This is a genomic window from Faecalibacterium sp. I2-3-92 (assembly GCF_023347315.1).
In the GTDB taxonomy this organism is placed as follows: domain Bacteria; phylum Bacillota; class Clostridia; order Oscillospirales; family Ruminococcaceae; genus Faecalibacterium; species Faecalibacterium duncaniae.
The window spans coordinates 2,435,961-2,457,868 of sequence record NZ_CP094470.1; the positions used below are offsets into that span (position 1 = coordinate 2,435,961).

19 protein-coding genes, 1 pseudogene and 1 riboswitch are annotated in these 21,908 nt (G+C 55.8%); of the genes and pseudogenes, 9 read left to right on the plus strand and 11 right to left on the minus strand.

Annotated elements, in window-relative coordinates; genetic code table 11:
• The first annotated feature begins 334 nt into the window (after positions 1-334).
• Positions 335-1,666, plus strand: a complete 1,332-nt coding sequence (locus MTP42_RS11860; protein ID WP_249257403.1) for an ABC transporter substrate-binding protein — start codon at positions 335-337, stop codon at positions 1,664-1,666.
• 32 nt (positions 1,667-1,698) lie between these two features.
• Complete coding sequence (locus tag MTP42_RS11865; protein ID WP_249257404.1) at positions 1,699-3,261, plus strand: helix-turn-helix transcriptional regulator; 1,563 nt, start codon at positions 1,699-1,701, stop codon at positions 3,259-3,261.
• Between the two features lie 126 nt (positions 3,262-3,387).
• Here MTP42_RS11865 and MTP42_RS11870 read toward each other — a convergent pair whose 3' ends face one another.
• Positions 3,388-3,579 (minus strand): hypothetical protein, encoded by a 192-nt coding sequence (locus MTP42_RS11870; RefSeq protein WP_035394857.1) that lies wholly within the window; start codon positions 3,577-3,579, stop codon positions 3,388-3,390.
• Between the two features lie 665 nt (positions 3,580-4,244).
• On the opposite strand from MTP42_RS11870, the gene MTP42_RS11875 reads away from it, so the two are divergent.
• From MTP42_RS11875 to MTP42_RS11885, 3 genes are read left to right on the plus strand one after another with little or no spacing between them, the layout of a single operon-like run.
• Positions 4,245-5,264 (plus strand): FecCD family ABC transporter permease, encoded by a 1,020-nt coding sequence (locus MTP42_RS11875; RefSeq protein WP_249257405.1) that lies wholly within the window; start codon positions 4,245-4,247, stop codon positions 5,262-5,264.
• Entirely contained in the window at positions 5,265-6,023 is a 759-nt protein-coding gene (locus MTP42_RS11880) for an ABC transporter ATP-binding protein (protein ID WP_097773353.1), read from the plus strand.
• A 38-nt stretch (positions 6,024-6,061) separates the two neighbouring features.
• Complete coding sequence (locus MTP42_RS11885) at positions 6,062-7,108, plus strand: ABC transporter substrate-binding protein (RefSeq protein ID WP_097773352.1); 1,047 nt, start codon at positions 6,062-6,064, stop codon at positions 7,106-7,108.
• Between the two features lie 25 nt (positions 7,109-7,133).
• Here the strand turns inward: MTP42_RS11885 and MTP42_RS11890 are convergent, their stop codons facing one another.
• Complete coding sequence (locus tag MTP42_RS11890) at positions 7,134-7,925, minus strand: AraC family transcriptional regulator (protein WP_097773351.1); 792 nt, start codon at positions 7,923-7,925, stop codon at positions 7,134-7,136.
• A gap of 119 nt (positions 7,926-8,044) precedes the next feature.
• On the opposite strand from MTP42_RS11890, the gene MTP42_RS11895 reads away from it, so the two are divergent.
• Positions 8,045-8,713, plus strand: coding sequence for an alpha/beta hydrolase-fold protein (locus MTP42_RS11895; RefSeq protein WP_249257406.1), 669 nt, complete (start codon positions 8,045-8,047; stop codon positions 8,711-8,713).
• A gap of 344 nt (positions 8,714-9,057) precedes the next feature.
• Here MTP42_RS11895 and lysS read toward each other — a convergent pair whose 3' ends face one another.
• The 5 genes and pseudogenes from lysS to MTP42_RS11925 all read right to left on the minus strand — a co-directional run bounded on the left by lysS (position 9,058) and on the right by MTP42_RS11925 (position 14,049).
• The gene (lysS, locus tag MTP42_RS11900; RefSeq protein WP_005935370.1) at positions 9,058-10,569 is read right to left on the minus strand and encodes a lysine--tRNA ligase; all 1,512 of its coding nucleotides are present in this window, start codon (positions 10,567-10,569) and stop codon (positions 9,058-9,060) included.
• Between the two features lie 19 nt (positions 10,570-10,588).
• Positions 10,589-11,074 (minus strand): transcription elongation factor GreA, encoded by a 486-nt coding sequence (gene greA / locus MTP42_RS11905; protein WP_097773349.1) that lies wholly within the window; start codon positions 11,072-11,074, stop codon positions 10,589-10,591.
• 363 nt (positions 11,075-11,437) lie between these two features.
• Entirely contained in the window at positions 11,438-12,442 is a 1,005-nt protein-coding gene (locus tag MTP42_RS11910; RefSeq protein ID WP_249257407.1) for a hypothetical protein, read from the minus strand.
• Between the two features lie 24 nt (positions 12,443-12,466).
• A pseudogene (locus MTP42_RS14780) lies at positions 12,467-13,402 on the minus strand (leucine-rich repeat protein); the annotation flags it as partial.
• Positions 13,399-14,049 (minus strand): leucine-rich repeat domain-containing protein, encoded by a 651-nt coding sequence (locus MTP42_RS11925; RefSeq protein WP_249257410.1) that lies wholly within the window; start codon positions 14,047-14,049, stop codon positions 13,399-13,401. The pseudogene MTP42_RS14780 and the gene MTP42_RS11925, both read right to left, overlap by 4 nt.
• A 159-nt stretch (positions 14,050-14,208) precedes the next feature.
• A riboswitch (cyclic di-GMP riboswitch) is annotated at positions 14,209-14,284 on the minus strand.
• 260 nt (positions 14,285-14,544) lie between these two features.
• Here MTP42_RS11925 and MTP42_RS11930 point away from each other — a divergent pair.
• Complete coding sequence (locus MTP42_RS11930; RefSeq protein ID WP_249257411.1) at positions 14,545-15,846, plus strand: MATE family efflux transporter; 1,302 nt, start codon at positions 14,545-14,547, stop codon at positions 15,844-15,846.
• Positions 15,847-15,893: 47 nt separating this feature from the next.
• On the opposite strand, the gene MTP42_RS11935 is transcribed toward MTP42_RS11930, so the two are convergent.
• A complete protein-coding gene (locus MTP42_RS11935) occupies positions 15,894-16,739 on the minus strand; it encodes a helix-turn-helix domain-containing protein (protein ID WP_215696518.1) in 846 nt (281 codons plus the stop codon).
• A 127-nt stretch (positions 16,740-16,866) separates the two neighbouring features.
• Between MTP42_RS11935 and MTP42_RS11940 the strand changes: the two genes are divergently transcribed.
• Together MTP42_RS11940 and MTP42_RS11945 are read left to right on the plus strand one after the other, a co-directional pair.
• Positions 16,867-17,982: an ABC transporter ATP-binding protein gene (locus MTP42_RS11940; RefSeq protein ID WP_156059787.1), complete on the plus strand. Its 1,116-nt coding sequence runs from the start codon at positions 16,867-16,869 to the stop codon at positions 17,980-17,982.
• A 115-nt stretch (positions 17,983-18,097) separates the two neighbouring features.
• Positions 18,098-18,394 carry a putative quinol monooxygenase gene (locus MTP42_RS11945; protein WP_249257412.1) on the plus strand — a complete coding sequence of 99 codons (297 nt, stop codon included), beginning with the start codon at positions 18,098-18,100 and terminating at the stop codon, positions 18,392-18,394.
• Between the two features lie 72 nt (positions 18,395-18,466).
• Here the strand turns inward: MTP42_RS11945 and MTP42_RS11950 are convergent, their stop codons facing one another.
• From MTP42_RS11950 to MTP42_RS11960, 3 genes are all read right to left on the minus strand, one after another.
• The gene (locus MTP42_RS11950; protein ID WP_098924404.1) at positions 18,467-19,333 is read right to left on the minus strand and encodes a carbohydrate ABC transporter permease; all 867 of its coding nucleotides are present in this window, start codon (positions 19,331-19,333) and stop codon (positions 18,467-18,469) included.
• Positions 19,333-20,310, minus strand: a complete 978-nt coding sequence (locus MTP42_RS11955) for a carbohydrate ABC transporter permease (protein ID WP_249257413.1) — start codon at positions 20,308-20,310, stop codon at positions 19,333-19,335. The genes MTP42_RS11950 and MTP42_RS11955 overlap by 1 nt, the downstream gene beginning before the upstream one ends.
• Before the next feature lie 112 nt (positions 20,311-20,422).
• Entirely contained in the window at positions 20,423-21,862 is a 1,440-nt protein-coding gene (locus MTP42_RS11960; RefSeq protein ID WP_098924402.1) for a twin-arginine translocation signal domain-containing protein, read from the minus strand.
• Between the last annotated feature and the right edge of the window lie 46 nt (positions 21,863-21,908).

Here is a 21,908-nt window from a genome sequence, read left to right on the forward strand (position 1 = left end):
CAGTCCGCTCCATCTTATGCTATCCTTATAGATAGAATCCGCAGTTGCTCGTTGACACGTTTTGTGCACAGCGACAGGCCGCCTGCATCCGGCGCGGTACCTCTTCTGTTTGTACTGTACCATACCCGAAAAAAAATTGCCCCCCCAGAAAAGCCGTTTTTGGGGGGCAATTTGAAAATAAATTTTGGGGATTTTGGGCCTTCCCCGCAAGGAATCCCCCCAAAAAGCCCAAAATTGGGGGGATTTGGGGCGGCTGCCCGCCAAGGCAGGCCGCTGCGGCCCTTCTTTTGCCGGTTTTCCCCTTGGCTGCAAAATGCGGAAAGGAATCACGAAGATGGAACGAAGGACATTTTTGAAGCTTGCGGCAGTTCTCCCCGGTCTGGCTCTTGCGGGCTGCGGCGGCAGCAAGACCCTGCTCTCTGCCAAGGACCCCACCATGCTCAGCATCTGGCATGTGTACGGCGAACAGGCAGACTCGCCCATGAACCGCCTGCTCACCGAGTTCAACGACACCGTGGGCAGGGAGAAGGGCATTCTGCTCAATGTGACCAACATGACCAACAGCGCCGCCATTGGCGGCCAGCTGCAGGATGCCAAGGCCGGGAAACCCGGTGCGCTGGACCTGCCAAACCTGTTCTCGGCCCACCCCGCGGATGCCAGCGCACTGGGCATTGAGACCCTTGTGGACTGGAACGACTGGTTTACCGCCGAGGACATGGCGGCCTACGTGCCCGGCTTTGTGCAGGATGGCATCATTGAGGGGCGGCAGGTGGTGTTCCCGGTGTCCAAATCCACCCAGCTCATCTTCCTCAACGGCTCCCAGTACGCCCGGTTTGCGGCGGATACCGGGGCACAGCTTTCCACCCTTGCCACATGGGACGGCTTTTTTGAGATGGCCGCCGCCTACCGGCAGTGGTCGCAGGGCAAGCCCTTCTGCGCGCTGGACTACCCTTTGCGTCTGGTGGAGCTGAACGCACTGGAACAGGGCAGCGGCGAACTATACAGGGACTGCTGGTACGACCTGACCAATGAGGCCTTCCGTACCTCGTGGATGGAGTTTGCCCGGGGGCTGGTGCAGGGCGATATTCTGATCTCGGACCTGTACTCCAACACGCAGGTGATGACCGGCGAAACGCTGGCGGGCCTTGGCAGCTCTGCGGCCATCCTCTATTACAATGATTTCGTCACCTACCCGGACAACACCACCGAGCCCACCGACCTGCTGCTGGCTCCCCTGCCCCACGCCGCCGGGACCACCACGCCCCTGATGCCGCAGGCCGGTGTGGGCCTGTGCGCCTTTAAGACCACCGACCAGAAGGCCGAAGCCGCCGCCGTGTTCCTGCGCTGGCTCACCGAGCAGCAGCGCAATCTGGAATTTGCCGCCGACACCGGATATATGCCGGTGTCCAGCGCCGCCTTTGATGCCATTGCGGACTATCCGTTCGAGCAGCAGAGCTACCAGCGGCTGTACGATGTTTACAACGAGATGCGTCTCCAGAACACCCCCTTGTCCGAGCCGGGCATCGTGGGGTACCACGCCAAGGCAAAGGCCTTGTACGACAGCCTGCGCCAGCGCCAGAAGGACTACCCCCAGCGCCTTGCCAACGGCGAAACGCTGGAAGCCCTGACCGAGGAGACCTGGCAGCTGCTGTGTGACAATGCCTGAACCCGCTGCACAGCCAAAAAGGGGGAACTTTGATGCACTTTTTTGCCCGGCACCGTGAGAATATCCGCCAGAGCTCCATGAGTTCCCGGCTGCTGTGGCCCTGCCTGCTGCTGGCTGCGCTGCTGCTGTTGACCTTTGGCGCGGCGCTGTTCCTGTTTGCCAGCCTGCACAACACCAAAAAGGACACCACCCGCAGCCTGGAGATCCAGTATTCGGTGTTCCAGAACGATATGGAGCGCTATTTTGACCAGCTGGCGGTCATGGGCGTGAACCTCTCCGAGGATATGGGCGCTCTGGTGGACCGGCAGCTTGCCAGCCGGGAGATGACCTTTGACCAGCTGAACGACTCCCCCGAGGTGCTGAACGCGCTGGAGGAGGAGATGATCGAGCCGCTCTGCCGCAGCCTGTGCCGGACCAGCTGCTCCGGTGCTTTTGTGCTGCTGGATGCCACCGTCAACACCCGCATGGAGGGGGCCGGATACTCCCGCGCCGGGCTCTATGTGCAGAAAGGCGGTGCCGACACCCCCACCGTGCCCCTGTTGCTCTACCGCGGCAGCGCCGATGTGGGCAAGACCCACAGCGTGATGCCCCACCGCAAATGGCGCATGGAATTCCAGACCGACCAGTTCCCCGACTACGACCGCTGGATGACCCCCAGCAGCACCCCGCTGTACCAGGCTTATACGCTGACGGAGCGGTTCAGTCTTCCTGGCACCTCGGAGGAGGTACAGCTTTTTTTGCTGCCCCTGCGGGGCCGCGACGGCACCATGTACGGGCTGTGCGGCTTTGAGATCAGCCAGAGCTTTTTCAAGCAGAACTTTGCCCAGCCCACCGGCTTTGACCACCTGATCTGCCTGCTTGCCCCGGCAGACAGCGGGCTGAACGCCAGCGCCGCCCTCAGCAGCGGCACCACCGGCGGCTACTTCCACGCCCCCCGGGACATGCTGGTGCTGCGCAGCATGGGCGGCAGCCTGACCCAATTGATCGGCTCCGACAGCGCCTATGCAGGCATCTCGGAGCTTTGCCGCCTGAGCGAGAACCAGTCCTACCGGCTGGCCGTCTGCATCCCCATGACGGACTACCGCAGGCTGATCTTTTCCGGCAACCTGCAAATGCTGCTGATCGGCCTGTTCATCCTCTTTTTTGTGGTGTTCTGCTGCATGTACTTCCACCAGCACATCCTCTCGCCTGCGTTCCGGCAGTTTGAGGAGGACCGGCGGGAGTCCCGGCGGCGGATGGACGAGCTGCAGATGGAGCGCCAGCAGATGCAGACAGAACTTTCCCGACTGGCGGACGTGTGCCGCAACGAATCCGTCCCCGATGCCTTCCAGACCTTTCTGGAGGGCATCCCCAACCTGACAAAGACCGAGCGCCGCATCTTTGACGGCTATGTGGCCGGGCTGCGCTCCCGGGAGATCGTGGAGCAGCTGGACATCAAGGACAGCACCCTGCGCTTCCACAACAAGAACATCTACGAAAAGCTGGGGGTCAGCTCCCTCAAGCAGCTGCAGCAGTTTGCCGCGATCCTGAATTCCGGCGGCAACAGCGCCCCCGACTCCGCCCCGGATGAAAGCGGCCCCAAAAAGGCCCGCTGAACCGCCGCTCCCGCGCCGCAGCTTTCGCTGAAAAGATGCAAAAAGAGCCGCCGCACCTCACACAGGTGCAGCGGCTCTTTTATATTGATTCTAGGTTCCGGACGCTCCGGGGACGCTTCCGGCAGCTTAGTACAGCTTTGCGCCGGCAGGGATGTGGGGATCCACCATCAACAGGTGGAGGCCCTCATGGCCGTCCTCCACCTGTGCCGCCAGTTTCAGCACATCTACCACATTGGTGACCTTCTTGGCAAGGTTCGCTCCGACATATTCACGCATCATCTCGAAGATCTCACACCGCAGGGGCATGGTGTCCACCATTCTGCCGTTCTCCCTGCATGGATTTCCTGCCCCCTCTCGGCGGCGTTTCCAGGCTCTCCCTTGCGGGGTCATCGCCGGGTATCCCATGCAGACGGTCATGCGGTTTTCAAGGTGCGGTGCTGGATCTGGCAATAAAAAATCGCCACACAACAACCTGAACCTAACCATCCCTTCCGGGATGGCCTTGGTTCGGGTTCGTTATGTAGCGATAAGAAAGTCAAAAACTTGCGCCGACTCCTTCGGGAGCCGAGCTGGAACTCTAAGATAAATATGTTATATTAAATTGTTGGGATAGATTACCACAAAAATCGAGCCGTGTCAACGTGAACTTGTCGGGGCAAGGCCCCTCCATCTTGCTGCGCAAGACCGTTCTGCCGCTTAAAAGCCCCACTGGGGCTTTCATTGCTCTGCTGCGCTACGCAAACGCGAACTTTTGAGAACGCGTCACTTTCGGCAGCTTGCAAGAAAAGGCGAGGAAAACTTTGGCAAAAAGAGAGAGGGCTGGACGACGCCTACCCTCTTGACAAAAAGTAATCTGGCTATCCGGTTTTTAAGAATCGTCCATTCTTTAAAGAATTGTCCATAGACAAATCTGCAAGCAGCCTGTAAAATACTTTGCAGGTAGTCAAAGCTAACCTCGAACCACTTGAGAAGGTAATTTCTATATGAAAAAGACACGACTGACGATCATTCTATTGATGATTCTAACGCTTGTTTCTGCAATTATTACGCTTTGCATGGGAGCAGTCCGCATTCCGGTACAAGATACACTATCGATCCTGCTTCGGCACCTGTTCGGGACAGACACAGGCACCTCGGTATCTGTGGCATTTGAACAGATCGTCTGGCAGATCCGAATGCCCCGAATTATTCTGGGCTTTCTGGCCGGAAGCGGGCTGGCGCTCTGTGGCTGCGTGATGCAGGCAGTTGTCCAAAACCCAATGGCAGACCCATATATTCTTGGTGTGTCGGCAGGCGCAACGCTGGGAGCCACTGGTTCACTCTTTTTAGGGCTGGGCGTGATCTCCGGCTTTTGGGCCTTTGTAGGAGCAGGCGGTGCCTGCTTTCTCGTATTGGCCCTCTCCTCGGCGGACGGTAAAACCACCTCGGTCAAACTGATTCTCTCCGGCATGATTGTCAATGCACTGCTGACAGCATTTTCCAACTTTATCATTGCGGTAGCAGGCGATTCGGACGGTATGATGTCCATCAAGTTCTGGACGATGGGCTCCCTGACCCGCGCCGGATGGAAAAACATCGGCCTTATCACACTGATCGTACTGGCGGCAGCAGTCTTTTTCCGGACGCAGGCGCAGACGCTGGATGGCCTGATGTTGGGCGAGGAAGCAGCTTCCACCATCGGCATCAACACCTTCCGGTGTCGGTTGGTTTACCTGCTGGTGCTCTCGGTGCTGACCGGTGCACTTGTATCGGTTTGCGGCACTATCGGATTTGTGGGGCTCATCATCCCGCATGTTTCCCGCGCCATTGCCGGCACAGCCCACCGAAAACTACTGCCGATTGCGGCATTATCCGGCGGACTGTTCATGCTTTGGGTAGATGCCATCGCCCGCAGTCTGATTCCCAACACCGAGCTGCCTGTGGGCATCTTCACCGCCTTGATGGGTGCGCCGTTCTTCGTCTATGTGATGGTGCGTAAAAAATATGGATTTGGAGGCAATTGAATGAGACTGGATGCGAAAGACGTAAACATTTCGATTTCCGGCAAACCAATTGTACAGCATCTCTCCATTGAGGTGCCGGACCGGAAATTCTCGGCCTTGCTGGGTGCCAACGGCAGCGGCAAGACCACTCTACTCCGCTCCATCTACCGCACACAAAAGATGGACAGCGGCATCGTTCGTCTGGATGACGAGGACATCACACACTTTCCCGGCAAAAAGCTGGCGCGGAACATGGCGGTGATGGGACAATTCAACCAGATCAATTTTGACTATACCGTGCTGGACATCGCCCTGATGGGACGGTATCCCTTCCATTCCTTGCTGGAGCAAGAACGGGAGAGGGACTACGAGATAGCTTTGGAAGCACTGGACAAGGTTGGTATGAAAAACTACCGTGACCGTAACTTTCAGTCTCTCTCGGGCGGCGAAAAGCAGCGAGTGGTTCTGGCCCGCGCGCTGACCCAGTCGCCCAAGATCCTGATCCTAGACGAACCGACAAATCATCTGGATATCCGTTATCGGTTAGAAATCCTTTCAATCATCAAAGATTTGCAGATCACGGTCCTGGCAGCGCTGCACGATCTGAGCCTTGCAGCACAATTCTGCGACCACCTCTATCTGATGAAACAAGGCGAAATTGTAACGCAGGGCCAGCCTCAAGCGGTGATAACCCCCGAAAATCTGCGCCGAATCTTTGATGTAGAAGCCTGTGTGTACCCCAGCCCGATCAACGGAAAACTGATGATTCAATATCTATAACAAAAACGCGGGAGTACCCCGCAGAAAGAGGAACCTTTATGAAAAAGAAAACCCTGAGTGTTGCTGCCGCGGCACTGGCAGCCGTCATGCTGACCACTGGCTGTGGTCAGACCGCATCTTCTGTGGCATCGTCTGCTGCCGCCTCCTCTGAGATTGCTTCGTCTGTTGCCGAGAGCACCGTCTCCGCCGAAGAGACCTCTTACCCCCTGACCCTGCAGATTTATGACGCTGATGGCAATGCTGTGGATATGACCTACGATCATGCCCCCGAAAAGGTGCTGTCCACCCAGTTGTCCATGACCGAGCTGCTCATTAAGCTGGGGCTCAAGGACAAAATTGTCGGTGTGTTCGATAATGACAACGCCCTGAAAGGCGACATCGCCGATGAAGTTGCTTCGCTGAACAGCCTTGGCGATAAGAAGTCTGTTTCCAAGGAGACTATCCTTGCCACCGAGCCGGATCTGATCCTTGGCAAGGGTCCTCTGATGTTCACCGAAAGCAGCATTGGCACCGTCCAATCCTATCAGGAACTGGGCATTCCCGTCTATACCGAGTTGGCCAGTGCTTCCACTGACCAGGCTCTGGACAACATCGTAGAAGATGTGCGGAACATTGGCGAGATTTTCAACGTGCAGGAGACTGCAAACGCTTACGCTGACGAGCTGCAGGAGAGAATCGACGCGCTGATGGACAAGGTCAGCGGCCAGAGTGGAGAGCCCCTGAAGGTTCTGTTCATGGCTGGCTACGCCGATGGCACCTTCGTGGCCTTCAATTCCAAGATGAGCAGTTGTATGCTGAATGCCCTGAACGCTGAAAATGTTCTGGACAAGGGCGGCAACGGCCTGACGCTGGAGAATCTGGTCTCCATGAACCCGGATATCATCGTCTACGTCCGCGCAGACCGCTTTGGTTCCACCGATGCCGACGCGGTGGAGCAGCTGACCTCCAACGCCGTCGTGCAGGAGGTTCCCGCCATCGCCAACCAGAAGGTCATCGAGATGGATTATGATGACGTAATGGACTACGGTGCACGGGTCATCGATTCTGCTGAGACCCTGTACAACTTCATGTACAGTGCATCTTAACGGAACCTGAAATCAAAAATTTCGGTTATGGCAGAATACGGGTGGGCGGAAAGCCCATCCGTTTTTTGTAAATGCGGCTGAAATAACAGGCATCTCGGTAGCCGACCTCATGAGCGGCCTGTGTCACAGTGTAGTCGCCGGAACGCAAAAGCTCAGTGGCTATTCGGACACGATAATTGATGAGGTAATCGATGGGGCGGATGTTTTTGTACTTATAAAAGAGATAGCTGACATGTCCAGCTTTCTCATTGACCTGCTCGGCCAGTGCGTCCAGCGTCAGCGGCTCTGCATAGTGCTCTGCGATGAAATCCAGCAGGATGCTCATGATTTGGCTTTCATTGTAAGTTTCCTCGGGCTGAAAATCTGCAAAAATCTGGGCGAAGAACTCTTCTGTCAGCTTTTCTTGCTGGTACTGGCTGCGGATGTCAGCGTCCGGGTGGAGCTTTAGGATCTGCTCCAGAATGGAAAAGGTCTGTTCCGGATTTTTGAGCTTGTGGGAGAACAGCAAAGGCCGGTCGTTTTCGTAGTACATATTGATGTAGTGGAAATCCTGCTCGCCCAAGGCCGAAATGGTCAGGGTCTTGTCGGGACATCCGTGCAGGAATAGTCCTCGCTTGGCAATGAAGGGTTCGTGCTCAAATGAGAAGATGGCCCGACCCGACACCGGAACAATCAGTGCACTTTTCAGGGTGCGGTAGCTATTACTCTCACCAGCGTGCAGGGTAAAGCTGCGGAAGCCGACAGACTCGATTCGGCCCTGATTGTATTCCTGAAATAAAATTTCCAGCGGATTAGGAAGCGCGGATATTTGATTCATTGGGAGCTCCTTTGTGCAAAAGCGGTTAGTTAATGCTAATATAGCACAAAATGCTACCGTTTGTCTATGTGGGGAGCACCCCACACTGCGTAATAATTGACAAAAAAGGGTGGTTATGGATGGATATTCTAAACCTCGGTTCACATCGAATTGGAGCCCGGTTCCCGGAAAAGGGACTGCGCAAAGGCAAAAATCCTGCAATCCTACTCAACGATGGGGAACTGATTGAGCAGTTGAATCTGCGCACGGAACGAGCAGTGTTGGTGGGGGTATACCCCAATAACAGACTTTCAGAGTATACCCCGTGGCCAGAACCGGCTTTTCGACCGGGCACACCGGATTTTGGCGGGCAGCTAGGACAATATCATCGAGAACTGAACAACGAAATTCTCCCGGCGCTTATAGACGAATACGCCCTTGACACGGAAAAACTGGCGTATGGCGGCTATTCGCTGGGCGGTCTGGCTGCAACCATGAGTCTCTGGGAAACAGATGCCTTTGCTGCAGTATTTTCCCTCTGTGGGTCGTTCTGGTATCCGGGTGTTGCCGATTTCATAGAGGAACATGTCCCCAAAAACTACTCCGCACAGGTTTATCTGCAAAATGGTATCCGGGAGGGCGAAGGCCACAACAACCGTCTGTGTGATGCCTATAGCTATGCCCAACGAGTCCACACTGCCCTGCAAGCGACATGTGGAGCCAAAACTGTGCTGGATGACTACGGCCATCATGACCGGCAAAGTGAGCGTCTTAACGCTGCACTGTGTTGGGTGGAACGTGTGCTATGAATCATTGGCGTAAATTTTGGCGTATGCTGAATCAAGGTGCATTTTATAATCACCAGCGACGAGCCGATTTAACCGCAGGGAACGCCGATTGGTAGCATAAAATCCTTATATGAAACAAAAAGCGGCAGCTACGTTGTTTTTCGCAACATAGCTGCCGTATCTTCGTTTTGGGAGTTCGGTGTACCTACTACACCAATCCACCTATTCACTTGTTACACCACACCGCTTTGTAAGGCTCCTTTTCGGGAAAACGTCCCAAAATTGGTGTAGTTGTGGTGTAGTGCCGCAGATATCGCCCGAATTTCGTTTGAAAGTCTATCGTATCTACGTTTTAATTTTGCATTTTACTGCTCAATCGGCTTCATCGTCGGGAACAGCAGAACATCGCGGATGGAGGCGCTGTCGGTGAGCAGCATGACCAGGCGGTCCACGCCAAAGCCCAGGCCGCCCGTCGGGGGCAGACCGTACTCCAGTGCGTTGACGTAGTCGTAATCCACCTGAGCCTTGCAATCGGGCTCGATGGCCTTGCGCTCGGCGACCTGACGCTCAAAGCGGCCCTTCTGGTCGATGGGGTCGTTCAGCTCGCTGAAGGCGTTGCCGTACTCGGTGCAGTCGATAAAGTACTCAAAGCGCTCGGTAAAGGCGGGATCATCCGGCTTGCGCTTGGCCAGCGGGCTGATCTCGACAGGGTAATCATAGATGAAGGTGGGCTGGATCAGCTTGTCCTCAACAAAGGCATCGAAGAACTCGGCCAGAATGGCACCCTTGGTGGGGACCTCGGGCAGCTCCACATGATGCTCCTTGGCAGAGGCAATGGCATCCTCGTCGGACTTCCAGTCGTTGAAGTCCACGCCGGAATACTTCTTGACAGCCTCCACCATGGTCAGGCGCTCCCAGTGGCTCATATCGATCTGCTTGCCCTGATAGGGAATGACCATGCTGCCGCAGATCTTGAGGGCAAGGCGCTTGTACAGCTCCTCCACCAGATCCATCATGCCGTGGAAATCGGTGAAGGCCTGATACAGCTCGATGCTGGTGAATTCGGGGTTGTGCTTGGGGTCCATGCCCTCGTTGCGGAAGATGCGGCCAACCTCATACACGCGGTCCATGCCGCCCACGATCAGGCGCTTGAGGTACAGCTCAGTCTCAATGCGCAGCACCATGTCCATGTTCAGGCTGTTGTGGTGGGTGTAGAAGGGGCGGGCAGAGGCACCGATCTCAAAGGGGGTCAGGATGGGGGTATCCACCTCCAGGAAGCCCTTCTCGTCCAGATAGGCGCGGATCTCTTTCAGGATCTGGCTGCGCTTGACGAAGGTATCCTTCACCTCGGGGTTGGCGATCAGGTCCACATAGCGCTGACGGTAACGCATCTCGGTATCGGTCAGGCCGTGGAACTTCTCGGGCAGGGGGCGCAGGCTCTTGGCCAGCAGGGTCAGCTCGGTGGCACGAACACTCAGCTCGCCGGTCTTGGTGCGGAACACCTCGCCCTTGACACCGATGATATCGCCCACGTCCAGCTTCTTGAAGGCAGCATAGGCCTCCTCGCCCAGCTCGTCGCGGCGGACATACAGCTGGATATCGCCCTTGTCATCGCGCAGGTGGGCAAAGCTCGCCTTGCCCATCACGCGCTTGGACATCATACGGCCGGCCAGCGCGACCTGCTTGCCGCTGTCGGTCTCGTTGGGCAGATCCTTGAACTCTTCCTTCAGGTCGGCAGAGTATGCGTCCTGCGGGAACTTGGTCAGGGTGAAGGGGTCGTTTCCGGCAGCCTGCAGGTCGGCCAGCTTCTGGCGGCGCACCTGCACCTGCTCGCTCTCAGACAGGCCCTGAGCGGGGTTTCTCTTTTGCTCTTCCATGGTTTCCTCCCGTTCAGGCTCAGTTTGCGGCGTGGGTGATGGCCAGCACTTCGTACTCGACGGTCTGGCCGGAGGGCAGCAGGACCTCAGCCTTCTCGCCCACGGCCTTGCCCAGCAGAGCGTGGCCCACCGGGCTCTCGTCGCTGATCTTGCCGTTGATGGGGTCAGCCTCGGTGCGGCCAACGATATCGTACTCCTCGGCCTCATCATCGCCGATCATCTTGATGGAAACGTGGGTGCCAACAGCAACGCTGTCCACGCTCAGCTCGCTCTCGTCGATGATCACAGCGTTCTTGACCATCTGCTCCAGCTCGGTGATGCGGTTCTCCACCAGACCCTGGGTGTTCTTGGCTTCATCGTACTCGCTGTTCTCAGAAAGGTCGCCGTGGCTGCGGGCTTCCTTGATCTCCTCGGCCAGTTCCTTGCGGCGGACCGTCTTGAGGTATTCCAGTTCGTCCTGCATCGCCTTCAGGCCGGAAGCGGACATCTTGATTTCTTGTGCCATTTTGGATCTTCTCCTTGTCTATTGGATTGACGCAGCCGCAAAGCCGCGCACGAATGCTATTATGACTGTTCTATTATAATAGCAAGCCGGGAGCTTGTCAATAAAAACCACGGCGCTAGAGCGGAAAAAGCGGCGGTTTCGGCTCCCGCCCCTATGCAGAAGCGCCCCACCGGTTCCCCGGCAGGGCGCTTCCACAGGTTATTGGGGAATAGAGAATGGTTCGGTTATGGGGGCAACCCCCCAGTCGCTTTCAGCGACAGCCCCCGCTAATAGGGGGGCCCTTGGCATGGCGGATAGTTTCACCTTTTTGCCAAGGCCGCCCCTATTAGGGGCGGTGGCATCCCGAAGGGATGACGGTGGGGTTTACTTTTCCTGTGCCTTATTCCACACGCGGATCACTTCGACACGGCTCACGGAATCGGTATCCACATAGGTCTCGCCGTTGTCCTTTGCGGCCTTGAGCAAATCGTTCTCCACAGCCCAGGCAATGGCCTTCTGGGTATCGGTGGCATCGGCGGGCAGAACTGCGGCGGGTGCGGGCTTACCGGCATGGTTCCACACCAGCAGGGCCAGCTCGGCACGGTTTGTGGGGATGGCAGTACCAGCAGGCAGAGCGGTTTTCAGGTACAGCTCCGTGCCCAGCTGGTAGCCCTGCCATGCCAGAATGGCGGTGCCAGCAGCGGCAGTACCGACCACGGCGGCGGTGCCCAGAATGTTGGGCTCGTCCTCCTCAATGGAGGCATCCTTTGTCATGGCTTCGATGGTCACGCCACCGGCAGGCATCTGGAACTTCAGGGGGTTGTTCTTGACATCCACATCCAGCGTTTCATCGGTGGTAATCGTCCACTGGTCAAATGCAACGGCATCGCTCTGGCTGGTGTAGGTCACGGTCACGTCAGCTTTTTCGGGCACTTTGGCGATCAGCTCGCCCTTGTCGTTCTTCTCAGCCTTGATCTCTTCGTCACCATTCTGAATGGTAACATCAGCGTTCTTGACGGTCAGGGTGTAGAGCTTGGTTGCAGGGGTCAGTTCGGCGGCCTTTTCGACAACAACGATATCCGTGCTGCACTCACTCACAATCTTGTCCCCATTTTTCAGGACAATACCAAAGGTATGCGTACCGGCCTTGCCATAGGTTACATCCAGCTTGCGATTCTGGCCCATCAACTCGGAAATGGTGTATTCTTTCTCGGTCAGTTCCTTGCCGTTCAGCATCACACTGGTAACATCATCATCGTAGGTCAGCGAAATCTTGATATTGTTCACATTTTGCTTGAGATCTTTAATATCATCGCCGGGAGTAACAGTAACATTCACATCAGCAGGGGTGTTGACCAGATAGTTACTCTTGGAAACTTTTGCAGTCAAAGAGGTATTCTGATATTCATGCCACTTCGCATAAAGAGTTGTATTACCAGTGATGGCCTGATTATTATATTTGGTTGCGAAGTTTGCATCCATATACCAGCCATCAAATACCCATTCGTTGGTACTGTCGTGCAACTCAGGCAGGCTAGGAACAGAGTCACCGTATTCAACAGTTTTGTCAGCAGGCTTTTTATCATGCCCATTGTTGTTAAAGGTCACAGTGTAATTGTTCTTTTCCCACTTAGCATAATAAGTCTTACCAGTTTTAGGGGTCGTTACTGCTTCACCCGTCAGTCCGGCATTATCATACCAGCCGGCAAAGGTGTAACCGGCCTTTTCGGGAGTAGCCAGCTTACCTTCTTCAAATGTGGTATTTTCTGCAAAAACTCCACCATTCGTGATAGCGAATACAGAACGATTCTCCGTGATTTGATTGGTAATCGTATTTTTCTGTTCTTCACTATTTACATAAATAGTATTGGGGTTCTTCAGGCTCTTAAATACATTCGTACCATAATCAGCGCTACCAATGCTCGAAATATCCAGTGAATGAATGCTTGTACAATTTTGAAATGCTGTATCTGCAATACTGCTTACTGACTTTCCAAGTCGAATACTTGTAAAGCCCATGCCGTTAAAAGCTGATTTTCCAATTTCTTTTACGCTATCTGGAATATTCAGTTGGCCAGTATAGGTGCCCGATGTATTAAAAGCACTTCCACCAATTTTTTCAAGATTCCTACCCAGCGAAATTTCGCTAAACTTGTTATTTGTAAAAGCACTGTCGCCGATGGAAATAACAGAATCAGGAATTGTCAGCTTTCCGGTAAACTTGCATCCAGAAAATGCAGAATCTCCGATCGTCTGTACTGAATTGCCAATTGTCAGAGTTCCTGTCAACGCAATATCATTTGCAAAAGCAGAATTTCCAATTACAGTCACATTACTGGGGATTTTCAAATCTCCCGCAAGTGACTTACAGCCGGAAAAAGCACCTTTTTGAATTTTTTTAAGGATTCCGGAAGTTCAATAGAGGTCAAAGCAGTATCGCTAAGAGCGGTCGAACCAATCTCTTCCAGATTGTTAGAGAGCTCAATCGATTGCATTCCCGTGCAGTAGTTAAAAGATTTCTCTCCAATTTTCGTTACACTCTGCGGTAAAGCAACATGCGTGATTGCTCTGTGAGCTTCAAAGGCATGTGCACCGATTTCAGTAATACCATCGGCGATTTCAAGCTCTGTAACTGCATAATACACGTCATCGACTGCTACTTTTAGCTTTTGAATCAATTCAAAATTCCAAGGGTTTCCAAAGGCCCAGCCTTTTAAATCTCCCATTGCACCAGTACCAGAAATCGTAAGCTTATAGGTATTTTCACCATTCGGTGTCAATGTCCAAATAGCATTACTGTAATATGTTCCAGTAAAGGTACGTTCTATGTTTTTATACTCCACAGAATAGTTATACGTCTGACTAGGGTAGGAGCTGTCAGCACCACAATAACCAGTTAGCACTGGTTCTTTTGCAAACGCTGTAATTGCGCTCACTGGCAACAGTGCAAATATCATACATGCTGCAACCAACAAGCTGACGAACCGCTTTTTCATAAAAATCCTCCTTTTATGAGTTACTCCCAAAATATAACCATGCCTGCACAAAGCAAAAAGAGCGCCGCACCGGCCAAATGGCTGGTACAACGCTCTGCATTTTGTACTTTGGGAATCTACCGCCCCTTGAGGTGATGCCCATGTGCGGTATGGTTGAGAAAGTGCAGCTGGCTGCCATATTACAGGCCCTTTAGCTTTGCGTCGCAGCCTTTCGACTGGTTTGCCGATTTTTCTGTTTCAACGTGGCATCTTACACAAAAATCATAAAACTTTTTTTTTGTCAACAACCCCAAAGCATCTTTGGTGAGTTACACAAAATCGACAGCATTTGTATAGCATTTTCGGATAGCAGCATCTCCCCGGGGAGAAGTGTTCCGTTTGGGAAATGATGGCGTGTTTCCTCGTTTTTTCGTTGAAATATGCCAAGTTTTATGATATAGTAGTAGTCGTTTTTACGTTTCACTCCCCTATTCTCCCTGCGGAAAGGAAACATCCATGAACCTGACAAAGCAGTTCTTCCAGTATGTGTCGCAGAATATTTTCGGTCTGATCGGCACATCGTGCTATATTCTGGCCGACACCTATTTCATCGCCCAGGCGGCGGGCACCGACGGCGTGACCCTGCTGAACCTCTGCCTGCCCATGTACAACCTGATCTTTGCCTTCGGCTCGATGATCGGCCTGGGTGCGGCCACCCGGTACGCCATCCTGCAGGCACAGGGCGAGGCGCGGGCGCAGCGGTATTTTTCCAACGCCATCCTCTGCGCCTGCCTGATCGCCATCCCGTTCATGCTGGCGGGCGCGTTCTGCCCGGGCACGCTCCTGCAGCTCATGGGCGGCGATGCAGACATCGTGGCGCTGGGCCTGAACTACACCCGCATCTTCCTGCTGTTCACGCCCTTCTTCATGTGCAACTACATCTTCTCGGCCTTCGTCCGCAACGACGGCGACCCGTCCCTTGCCATGGTGGCCACCCTGAGCGGCAGCCTGTTCAATGTGGTGTTCGATTACATCTTCATCTTCCCCATGGGGCTGGGCCTGCCCGGCGCGGCGCTGGCAACCGCCATCTCGCCGGTGCTCAGCATCGCCATCTGCAGCCGCCACTTTTTTCAAAAGAGCAACACGCTCACCTTTGTCCGGCAGGCTCCCTCGGCCCGGCTGCTGGTGCAGAGCTGCCAGCTGGGCATCTCCGGTTTTGTCGGGGAGCTCTCCTCTGCCGTGACCACCACCGTGTTCAACTTCCTGCTGCTCCGGCTGGCGGGCAACGTGGGCGTGGCCGCTTACGGCGTGGTGGCAAACTTTGCGCTGGTGGCAACAGCCATCTTCAACGGCGTGGCCCAGGGTGCCCAGCCGCTGATCAGCCAGTGCTACGGCAAAAATGAGATGGCCGGAGCAAAAAGGCTGCTTCTGCTGGGCTGCGGCACTGCGCTGGCGCTGGCGGCGGTGTTGTACGGTGCCGTGTTTGGCTTTACCGATACCTTTGTTGCCCTCTTCAACAGCGAGAGCTCTGCGCTGATGGCCGAATATGCCCACAGCGGTATGCGCATCTACTTCCTGGGCTACTTCTTTGCAGGCTGCAATATTGTTGCGGCGGGCTATCTGGGTGCGGTCAACCGCCCCACCGAGGCCACCATCACCTCGGTCAGCCGGGGCGTGGCCGCCATCGTCACCTGCTCGCTGATCCTGAGCGCCCTGTTCGGCATGAACGGTGTGTGGTCAGCCTTCCCCGCCGCCGAGGCCATCACGCTGGCCCTGACGGTGTTCCTGCTCAAGCGCCCGCAGTCTGTGCGCGGCTGAGCGCCTCCACGGAAAAGAGCCGGGTGCTGCCCCGGCTCCTGAACATTTTAAATATACAGTGCCTGCTCCCGCTGGCTTTCCGCCGGGCTGAGGGGCCGCGCTGTCTGACCGGCCAAGGCCCGCCACTGTGCGGGGGATTGGCCGGTCTCTTTTTTGAACACCCGGCACAGGTAGTTGGCCCCTGAGAAACCGCACAGACTGGCAATGACATCCAGCGTGTATTCCCGGTGCAGGAGCAGCCGCATGGCAGCTTCTACCCGCACGGTGGTCAGGTAGCGCCCCGGGGGCACCCCTACGGCGGCGGTAAAGGTGCGGACAAGGTGGCTCTTGGAGACTCCCAGCCGCTCACTGAGCTCCTCCACGCCATACAGGCCAGCGTAGTTCTGGCGGATATCCTCAATGGCGGCCTCCACCAGCGGCGGCAGAGGCGGGGCGGCGCTGTCGGCCCCCGCAAGCTCACAGAGCAGGGCAAAGGCCAGCTGGCTGGCAGCCCGGCTGCGGGGCGTGTCGGCCTCGGCGGCAAGGCGGCCCAGCAGCTCTGCGGCGGCGGGGCAGGTCTCGCCCCGGGCTAGGAACGGCAGCTCCGTCAGCCCGGCAAGGAACTGCACCGCCGCCTGCCCGGTCAGCTGGATGCAGAGCAGGTGGCTCTCCCCTTCCGGGGTCAGGGTCAACGGGGCACGGCTCAGCACCAGATGGCCCGCCGCCGCACTCTGGGGCGGCAGGATCAGTGCGCTGCCCGCCGGGGAGGGCGAGACATCGGTCAGGCTGGCAGTGCATCTGCCGCTGGAGACCAGGCAGACCCACAGCCCCTCGCCGGTCAGGGTCAGGGGTTCTTTGGGCTGGATATCCCGCACCACGCCAAGGGCTGCGGTACTTGTCCAATCATAAAGCAATATCTGACACCTCAAATCAATAAAATGCTATTTTATATCACAAAGTTATCTGTTATTATAATACCAACGAGAGCGTGCACCGTCAAGGTGCCGTAACATAGAAAAATTTTAATGGAGGCAATGACCTATGGCTTCGATTAGCTGCCAGCACATCTACAAGATCTATCCGGGCGCTACTGCTCCTGCTGTTACCGACTTCAACCTGGAGATCCAGGATAAGGAGTTCATCATCTTCGTCGGCCCCTCTGGCTGCGGCAAGTCCACCACCCTGCGCATGATCGCCGGTCTGGAGGAGATCTCCAAGGGCGAAATGTACATCGGCGGCCGCCTGATCAACGACGTTCCTCCCAAGGATCGTGATATCGCCATGGTGTTCCAGAGCTACGCTCTGTACCCCCACATGACCGTTTACAAGAACATCGCTTTCGGTCTGGAGCTGCGCAAGACCCCGAAGGACGAGATCGACCGCCGCGTTCACGAGGCTGCCAAGATCCTGGAGATCGAGCACCTGCTGGACCGCAAGCCCAAGGCTCTGTCCGGCGGCCAGCGTCAGCGTGTTGCTCTGGGCCGTGCAATGGTTCGTAACCCGGCAGTCTTCCTGCTGGACGAGCCCCTGTCCAACCTGGATGCTAAGCTGCGTACCAGTATGCGCACCGAGATCATCAAGCTGCACAAGAAGCTGGCTACCACCTTCATCTACGTTACCCATGACCAGACCGAGGCTATGACCATGGGCGACCGCATCGTTGTTATGAAGGACGGCATCATCCAGCAGGTCGATACCCCGCAGAACCTGTACGACATGCCCTGCAACATGTTCGTTGCCGGCTTCATCGGCAGCCCCCAGATGAACTTCCTGGACGGCACCGTGACCAAGAACGGCGATCAGTACGCCATTGACCTGGGCGGCGACACCATCCCCCTGCCCAAGGAAAAGACCGCTGACGGCAAGCTGGATTCCTACGTTGGCAAGAAGGTCAAGATGGGCATCCGTCCTGAGGATATCGACGACGAGCCCGAGTTTATGGCAAAGCACCCCGACTGCCACCTGGAGGCTCAGGTCGATGTGTCCGAAATGATGGGCGCTGAGATCTACCTGTACCTGGAGTACAAGGGCAACAAGATGACCGCCCGTGTCGCTCCCACCTCCAAGGCACGCAACGGAGACACCGTCCGCGTTGCATTTGATCCGCACAAGGTCCACGTCTTTGATGTCGAGACCGAGCAGACCATCCTGAACTAAGTTCTCCAGGGATCATCTTTTGATCCTCCTAATAAGCAAAAGCCGCCGGGAAGCGATTTCCGGCGGCTTTTGTCTAAGAGAACACACATTGGAACATTATAAGGGAGATTTCACCATGGAACACATGATGCTTCTGGTCACCTACCGTATGCTCCCCGGCCAGCGGGACGCTTTTCTGCAGGAGGTCGCCGCTGCCGGCATTCTGGCAAAGATCCAGCAGGAGGACGGTTTTGAGCGCTACGATTACTACCTGAGCGCCGCCGACCCGGACGAGCTGCTCATCGTTGAGGAGTGGGACTCCGAAGCCCAGCAGCAGGCCCACGTGAACACCGACCACATGGCCCAGCTCCGCGCCATCAAGGAGAAGTATGTCGCTTCCACCGCGATGCAGCGCATTGCCAAAGCCGACTGAGCACGAGAGGATAGAAAAGCACCTGCGGCCTGCTGGCTGCGGGTGCTTTTTCCAAAGGAGAGAAGGGAATGCTCAGCCCTTGACACCGCCCAGTGCAACACCACGGACGATGAACTTGGACAGCAGCAGATAAACGATGATCACAGGCAGGATGGCAATGGCCACCAGCATATAGACCTTGCCCATATCGAACTTGAGGAAGTCGGCACTGCGGAGCTGTGCAATGAGGATGGGCAGGGTCTTTTTGTCTGCCGTATCCAGCACCAGTGCGGGGATGAAGTAGTTGTTCCAGCTGGACACAAAGGAGAAGATGGCCTGCACCGCCAGAGCGGGCTTCATAATGGGAAGCACGATATGGTTGAAGGTGTAGAACTCCCCTGCGCCATCGATGCGGGCGGCTTCCACGATCTCCATGGGCAGGCTGGCATCCAGATACTGCTTCATAAAGAAGAACACCGCCGGGGCCGCAATGCTGGGGATGATGAGGGGAATGAAGCTGTTCTTCAGGCCCATCTTCGTGATGAGCTGCAGGAAACCCAGCGCCGAGACCTGGGTCGGCATGGTCATAATGAGCAGGATGATGGCAAACGCCGCCTTTTTGAACCGGAAGTTATAGGCGTAGATGCCGTAGGCTGTCAGGGCCGAAAAATAGACACTGAGGGCAGCCGAGCAGCCGGACACGATCAGACTGTTCCGCACACCGGTCAGCACCGGGATGTTGGCATCCGACAGCACGTTTTTCAGGTTGGTCATCAGCGATTTTCCCGGCAGAAAGGAAAAGCCCTTCTGGATCTCAAAATGGGTGCGGGTGGAATTGATGACCAGCACATAGAAGAAGAACAGGCATAAAAAACTCAGCAGCACCAGCGCCGCATAGCACACCGTGCGGCGGGCCGCAAGGGTCGCCTTTTCGGATCTTGTCTTGACTGCGTGTGACATTATGCTTTTCCTCCCTTCACCTGTTTGGCCGCCTGCCTGCGGACCTTGCGCTCGGCCTTGCTCAGGCCGTCGTCCTCCTTGGTCAGGGCCATGTAAACGATCACGCAGAGCACTGCGCACACCAGGAACAGCACCACCGAGACCGCGCCGGCCATACCGTAGTTCTTGCTGAACAGGTGGTTGTTCAGGTACATGATCATGGTGGTGGAGGTGCGGTCGGGGCCGCCCTTGCCGTTGGTCAGGATCTGCGGCACATCGAACATCTGCAGGCCACCGATCATCGAAGTGATCATCACATAAACCAAAATCGGCCGGATGAGTGGGATGGTGATCTTCCAGAACATCTGGTTCGGGGTGCAGCCGTCCAGCTCCGCTGCCTCATACAGGGTGGGGTCCACGCCCATAATGGCCGCCATCAGCATGATGGTCGTATTGCCGAACCACATCAGGAAGTTCATCAGGCCGATGAGGCCGCGGTTGCCCCAGACACTGTTCAGGAAGCTGAAGGGCTCCTTGAGGATGCCCATGCCCACCAGTGCAGCGTTCACGGGGCCGTTATCCGAGAACAGGGCAAAGAACAGCATGGCGAACGCCGAAGCCATAATGAGGTTGGGCATGTAGATGACTGTCTTGAAGAAGGTCTGGCCCTTCAGCTTCAGGCGCAGGTCGGTGAACCAGGCCGCCAGCAGCAGCGAGATGGCGATCTGCGGGATGAAGCCGATGATCCAGAGCAGCAGCGTGTTGCCAAAGTATTTGGGCAGGTCGGTTGCAAACAGGGTGATGTAGTTCTTCAGGCCCACAAAGGTGGGGCCGATGATCTTCAGGCCGCTGCGGTAATATTCAAAAAAGCTGTAATAGATCGTAGACCCCAGTGGAATGAGCTGGAACCCCGCAAAGATGAGGAAGAACGGTGCAATGAAAATATAGCCCCACTTTGCATAGCTGATCGAGCCGTTCTTCTTTGGTTTTGCTCCCATAGTAACTGCCCTCCTGACGTACACTGCCCAAAGCAAAACGGGGCGGGCGGGATCAGCGTCCGGCCCGCCCCATTCAGATTCGGTTCAAAAGGTTTTCAGGTTCCGGCTGCGCTTATGCGGGCCAGACCACATCGGTCAGCTCGGGGTACTTTTCCTTGATGGCGGTCTCGAAGTTTGCCTTTGCGGTATCCTCGTCCACCGTGCCGGTAAAGTAATCCTTGAAGGCATTCTGGAAGCTCTCGTTCAGGCCCTGATCGTACGGGCCTGCGTTGGACATATCGATCTTCTTTGCAGCTTCTGCAAACAGGGCGATATGGTTCTGGCCGCCCAGGAAGTCGGAGGCATAATCGCTGTTTGCGATCTCTTCCATGGCCTTCTCGTTGTTGGTGTAATCCTGCGTATCCAGGGTGATCTGCTTCATAATGGCTTCGTCGCAGGTCAGCTTCTGCATCACATCACGGATGATATCGGTATTATCGGTACCGGCTGCCGCGCAGATCCAGGTGCCGCCCCAGTAATAGGGCTGAGGACCTTCGCAGACTGCGTAATCGCCGTAGATGCCGTTGCCTACTTCTTCCTTGCCGCCCTCGGCCACAGGGGTCTCCAGAGAGTTGCCCAGCAGGGTGAAGTTGATGCCCCAGGTGGAATAGAAGAAGCCAAACACCTTGCCGCTCGGGCCCTGATCGGCTGCCCACTGGCTGTCCCACAGGCTGGACTTGTTGTTGTAGCCCTTATCGGTGTACTCCTTGGTCTGATCGACCCACTTCATAATGTTGGGGTCTACCTTGACGGTCGTGCCGTCCACCCAGGGAGCGTCCACGTTGTTGGAGAAGGTGCGGTAAGCATCATCGAAGCCGGACAGCATCTTGTAGCCCTTGGCATAGGCCTGTGCAGCCACCTCGTTGAACTTATCCCAATCGGACAGATGACTCTGCACCTCGGTGGGATCATCGGTGCCCAGCACTTCCTTGGCAATGCTGCGGCGGTATGCGAACAGACCGGGGGTCGCCTGCCAGGTGGTGCCGCGCTGGCTGCCGTCCACGCTGACAATGTCCTTGGTGTACTGGTACTGACCAGCCAGATCGGCATCGGTCAGGCCGATGTCTGCCTTGACATCCAGCGCGTAATCGGAATCCACATACTTCAGTGCGTAGTCAGCCTCGATCAGGAAGATATCTACCTTGTCATCATCGGCGGCGGAGTCCTGATTCAGCAGGGCCTCATCCAGCTTATTCTGGTAGTTGTTGTTCTCGTTGGCGTTGATGGTCCACTTGACAACGGTGCCATCTTTCAGGGTGGTGGTGGATTTATCCTCAGCGATGGAGGCGACCTCGGGGTAATAGTTATTGAAGCGGCCCTGGAACTCGTCGTTCCAGCACCAGATATTCAGCACCTTGCCCTGAGCTGCCGGAGCATCGGAAGCGGCGGAAGAAGCTGCGGCAGAGGATGCCGCGCCGGTAGAAGAAGAGGAGCCGCCGCATGCGCTCAGCGCTGCACTGATGGTAACTGCACCGGAAGCCAGCAGGAAATTACGACGCGAAATCTTTCTCATAATGAAAAACCTCCTTCAATGGTTTTCGTGAAAAAGCGTTTCAAAT

Bases quoted from the DNA above. Each gene is read 5' to 3' on its own strand.
- MTP42_RS11940 (WP_156059787.1), top strand. From the start codon at position 16,867: ATGGCTTCGATTAGCTGCCAGCACATCTACAAGATCTATCCGGGCGCT.
- MTP42_RS11960 (WP_098924402.1), bottom strand. From the start codon at position 21,862: ATGAGAAAGATTTCGCGTCGTAATTTCCTGCTGGCTTCCGGTGCAGTT.
- MTP42_RS11955 (WP_249257413.1), bottom strand. From the start codon at position 20,310: ATGGGAGCAAAACCAAAGAAGAACGGCTCGATCAGCTATGCAAAGTGG.
- MTP42_RS11885 (WP_097773352.1), top strand. From the start codon at position 6,062: ATGAAAAAGAAAACCCTGAGTGTTGCTGCCGCGGCACTGGCAGCCGTC.
- MTP42_RS11895 (WP_249257406.1), top strand. From the start codon at position 8,045: ATGGATATTCTAAACCTCGGTTCACATCGAATTGGAGCCCGGTTCCCG.
- MTP42_RS11925 (WP_249257410.1), bottom strand. From the start codon at position 14,049: ATGAAAAAGCGGTTCGTCAGCTTGTTGGTTGCAGCATGTATGATATTT.
- MTP42_RS11890 (WP_097773351.1), bottom strand. From the start codon at position 7,925: ATGAATCAAATATCCGCGCTTCCTAATCCGCTGGAAATTTTATTTCAG.
- MTP42_RS11865 (WP_249257404.1), top strand. From the start codon at position 1,699: ATGCACTTTTTTGCCCGGCACCGTGAGAATATCCGCCAGAGCTCCATG.
- MTP42_RS11870 (WP_035394857.1), bottom strand. From the start codon at position 3,579: ATGGTGGACACCATGCCCCTGCGGTGTGAGATCTTCGAGATGATGCGT.
- greA (WP_097773349.1), bottom strand. From the start codon at position 11,074: ATGGCACAAGAAATCAAGATGTCCGCTTCCGGCCTGAAGGCGATGCAG.
- MTP42_RS11875 (WP_249257405.1), top strand. From the start codon at position 4,245: ATGAAAAAGACACGACTGACGATCATTCTATTGATGATTCTAACGCTT.
- MTP42_RS11930 (WP_249257411.1), top strand. From the start codon at position 14,545: ATGAACCTGACAAAGCAGTTCTTCCAGTATGTGTCGCAGAATATTTTC.
- MTP42_RS11880 (WP_097773353.1), top strand. From the start codon at position 5,265: ATGAGACTGGATGCGAAAGACGTAAACATTTCGATTTCCGGCAAACCA.
- MTP42_RS11860 (WP_249257403.1), top strand. From the start codon at position 335: ATGGAACGAAGGACATTTTTGAAGCTTGCGGCAGTTCTCCCCGGTCTG.
- lysS (WP_005935370.1), bottom strand. From the start codon at position 10,569: ATGGAAGAGCAAAAGAGAAACCCCGCTCAGGGCCTGTCTGAGAGCGAG.
- MTP42_RS11945 (WP_249257412.1), top strand. From the start codon at position 18,098: ATGGAACACATGATGCTTCTGGTCACCTACCGTATGCTCCCCGGCCAG.
- MTP42_RS11950 (WP_098924404.1), bottom strand. From the start codon at position 19,333: ATGTCACACGCAGTCAAGACAAGATCCGAAAAGGCGACCCTTGCGGCC.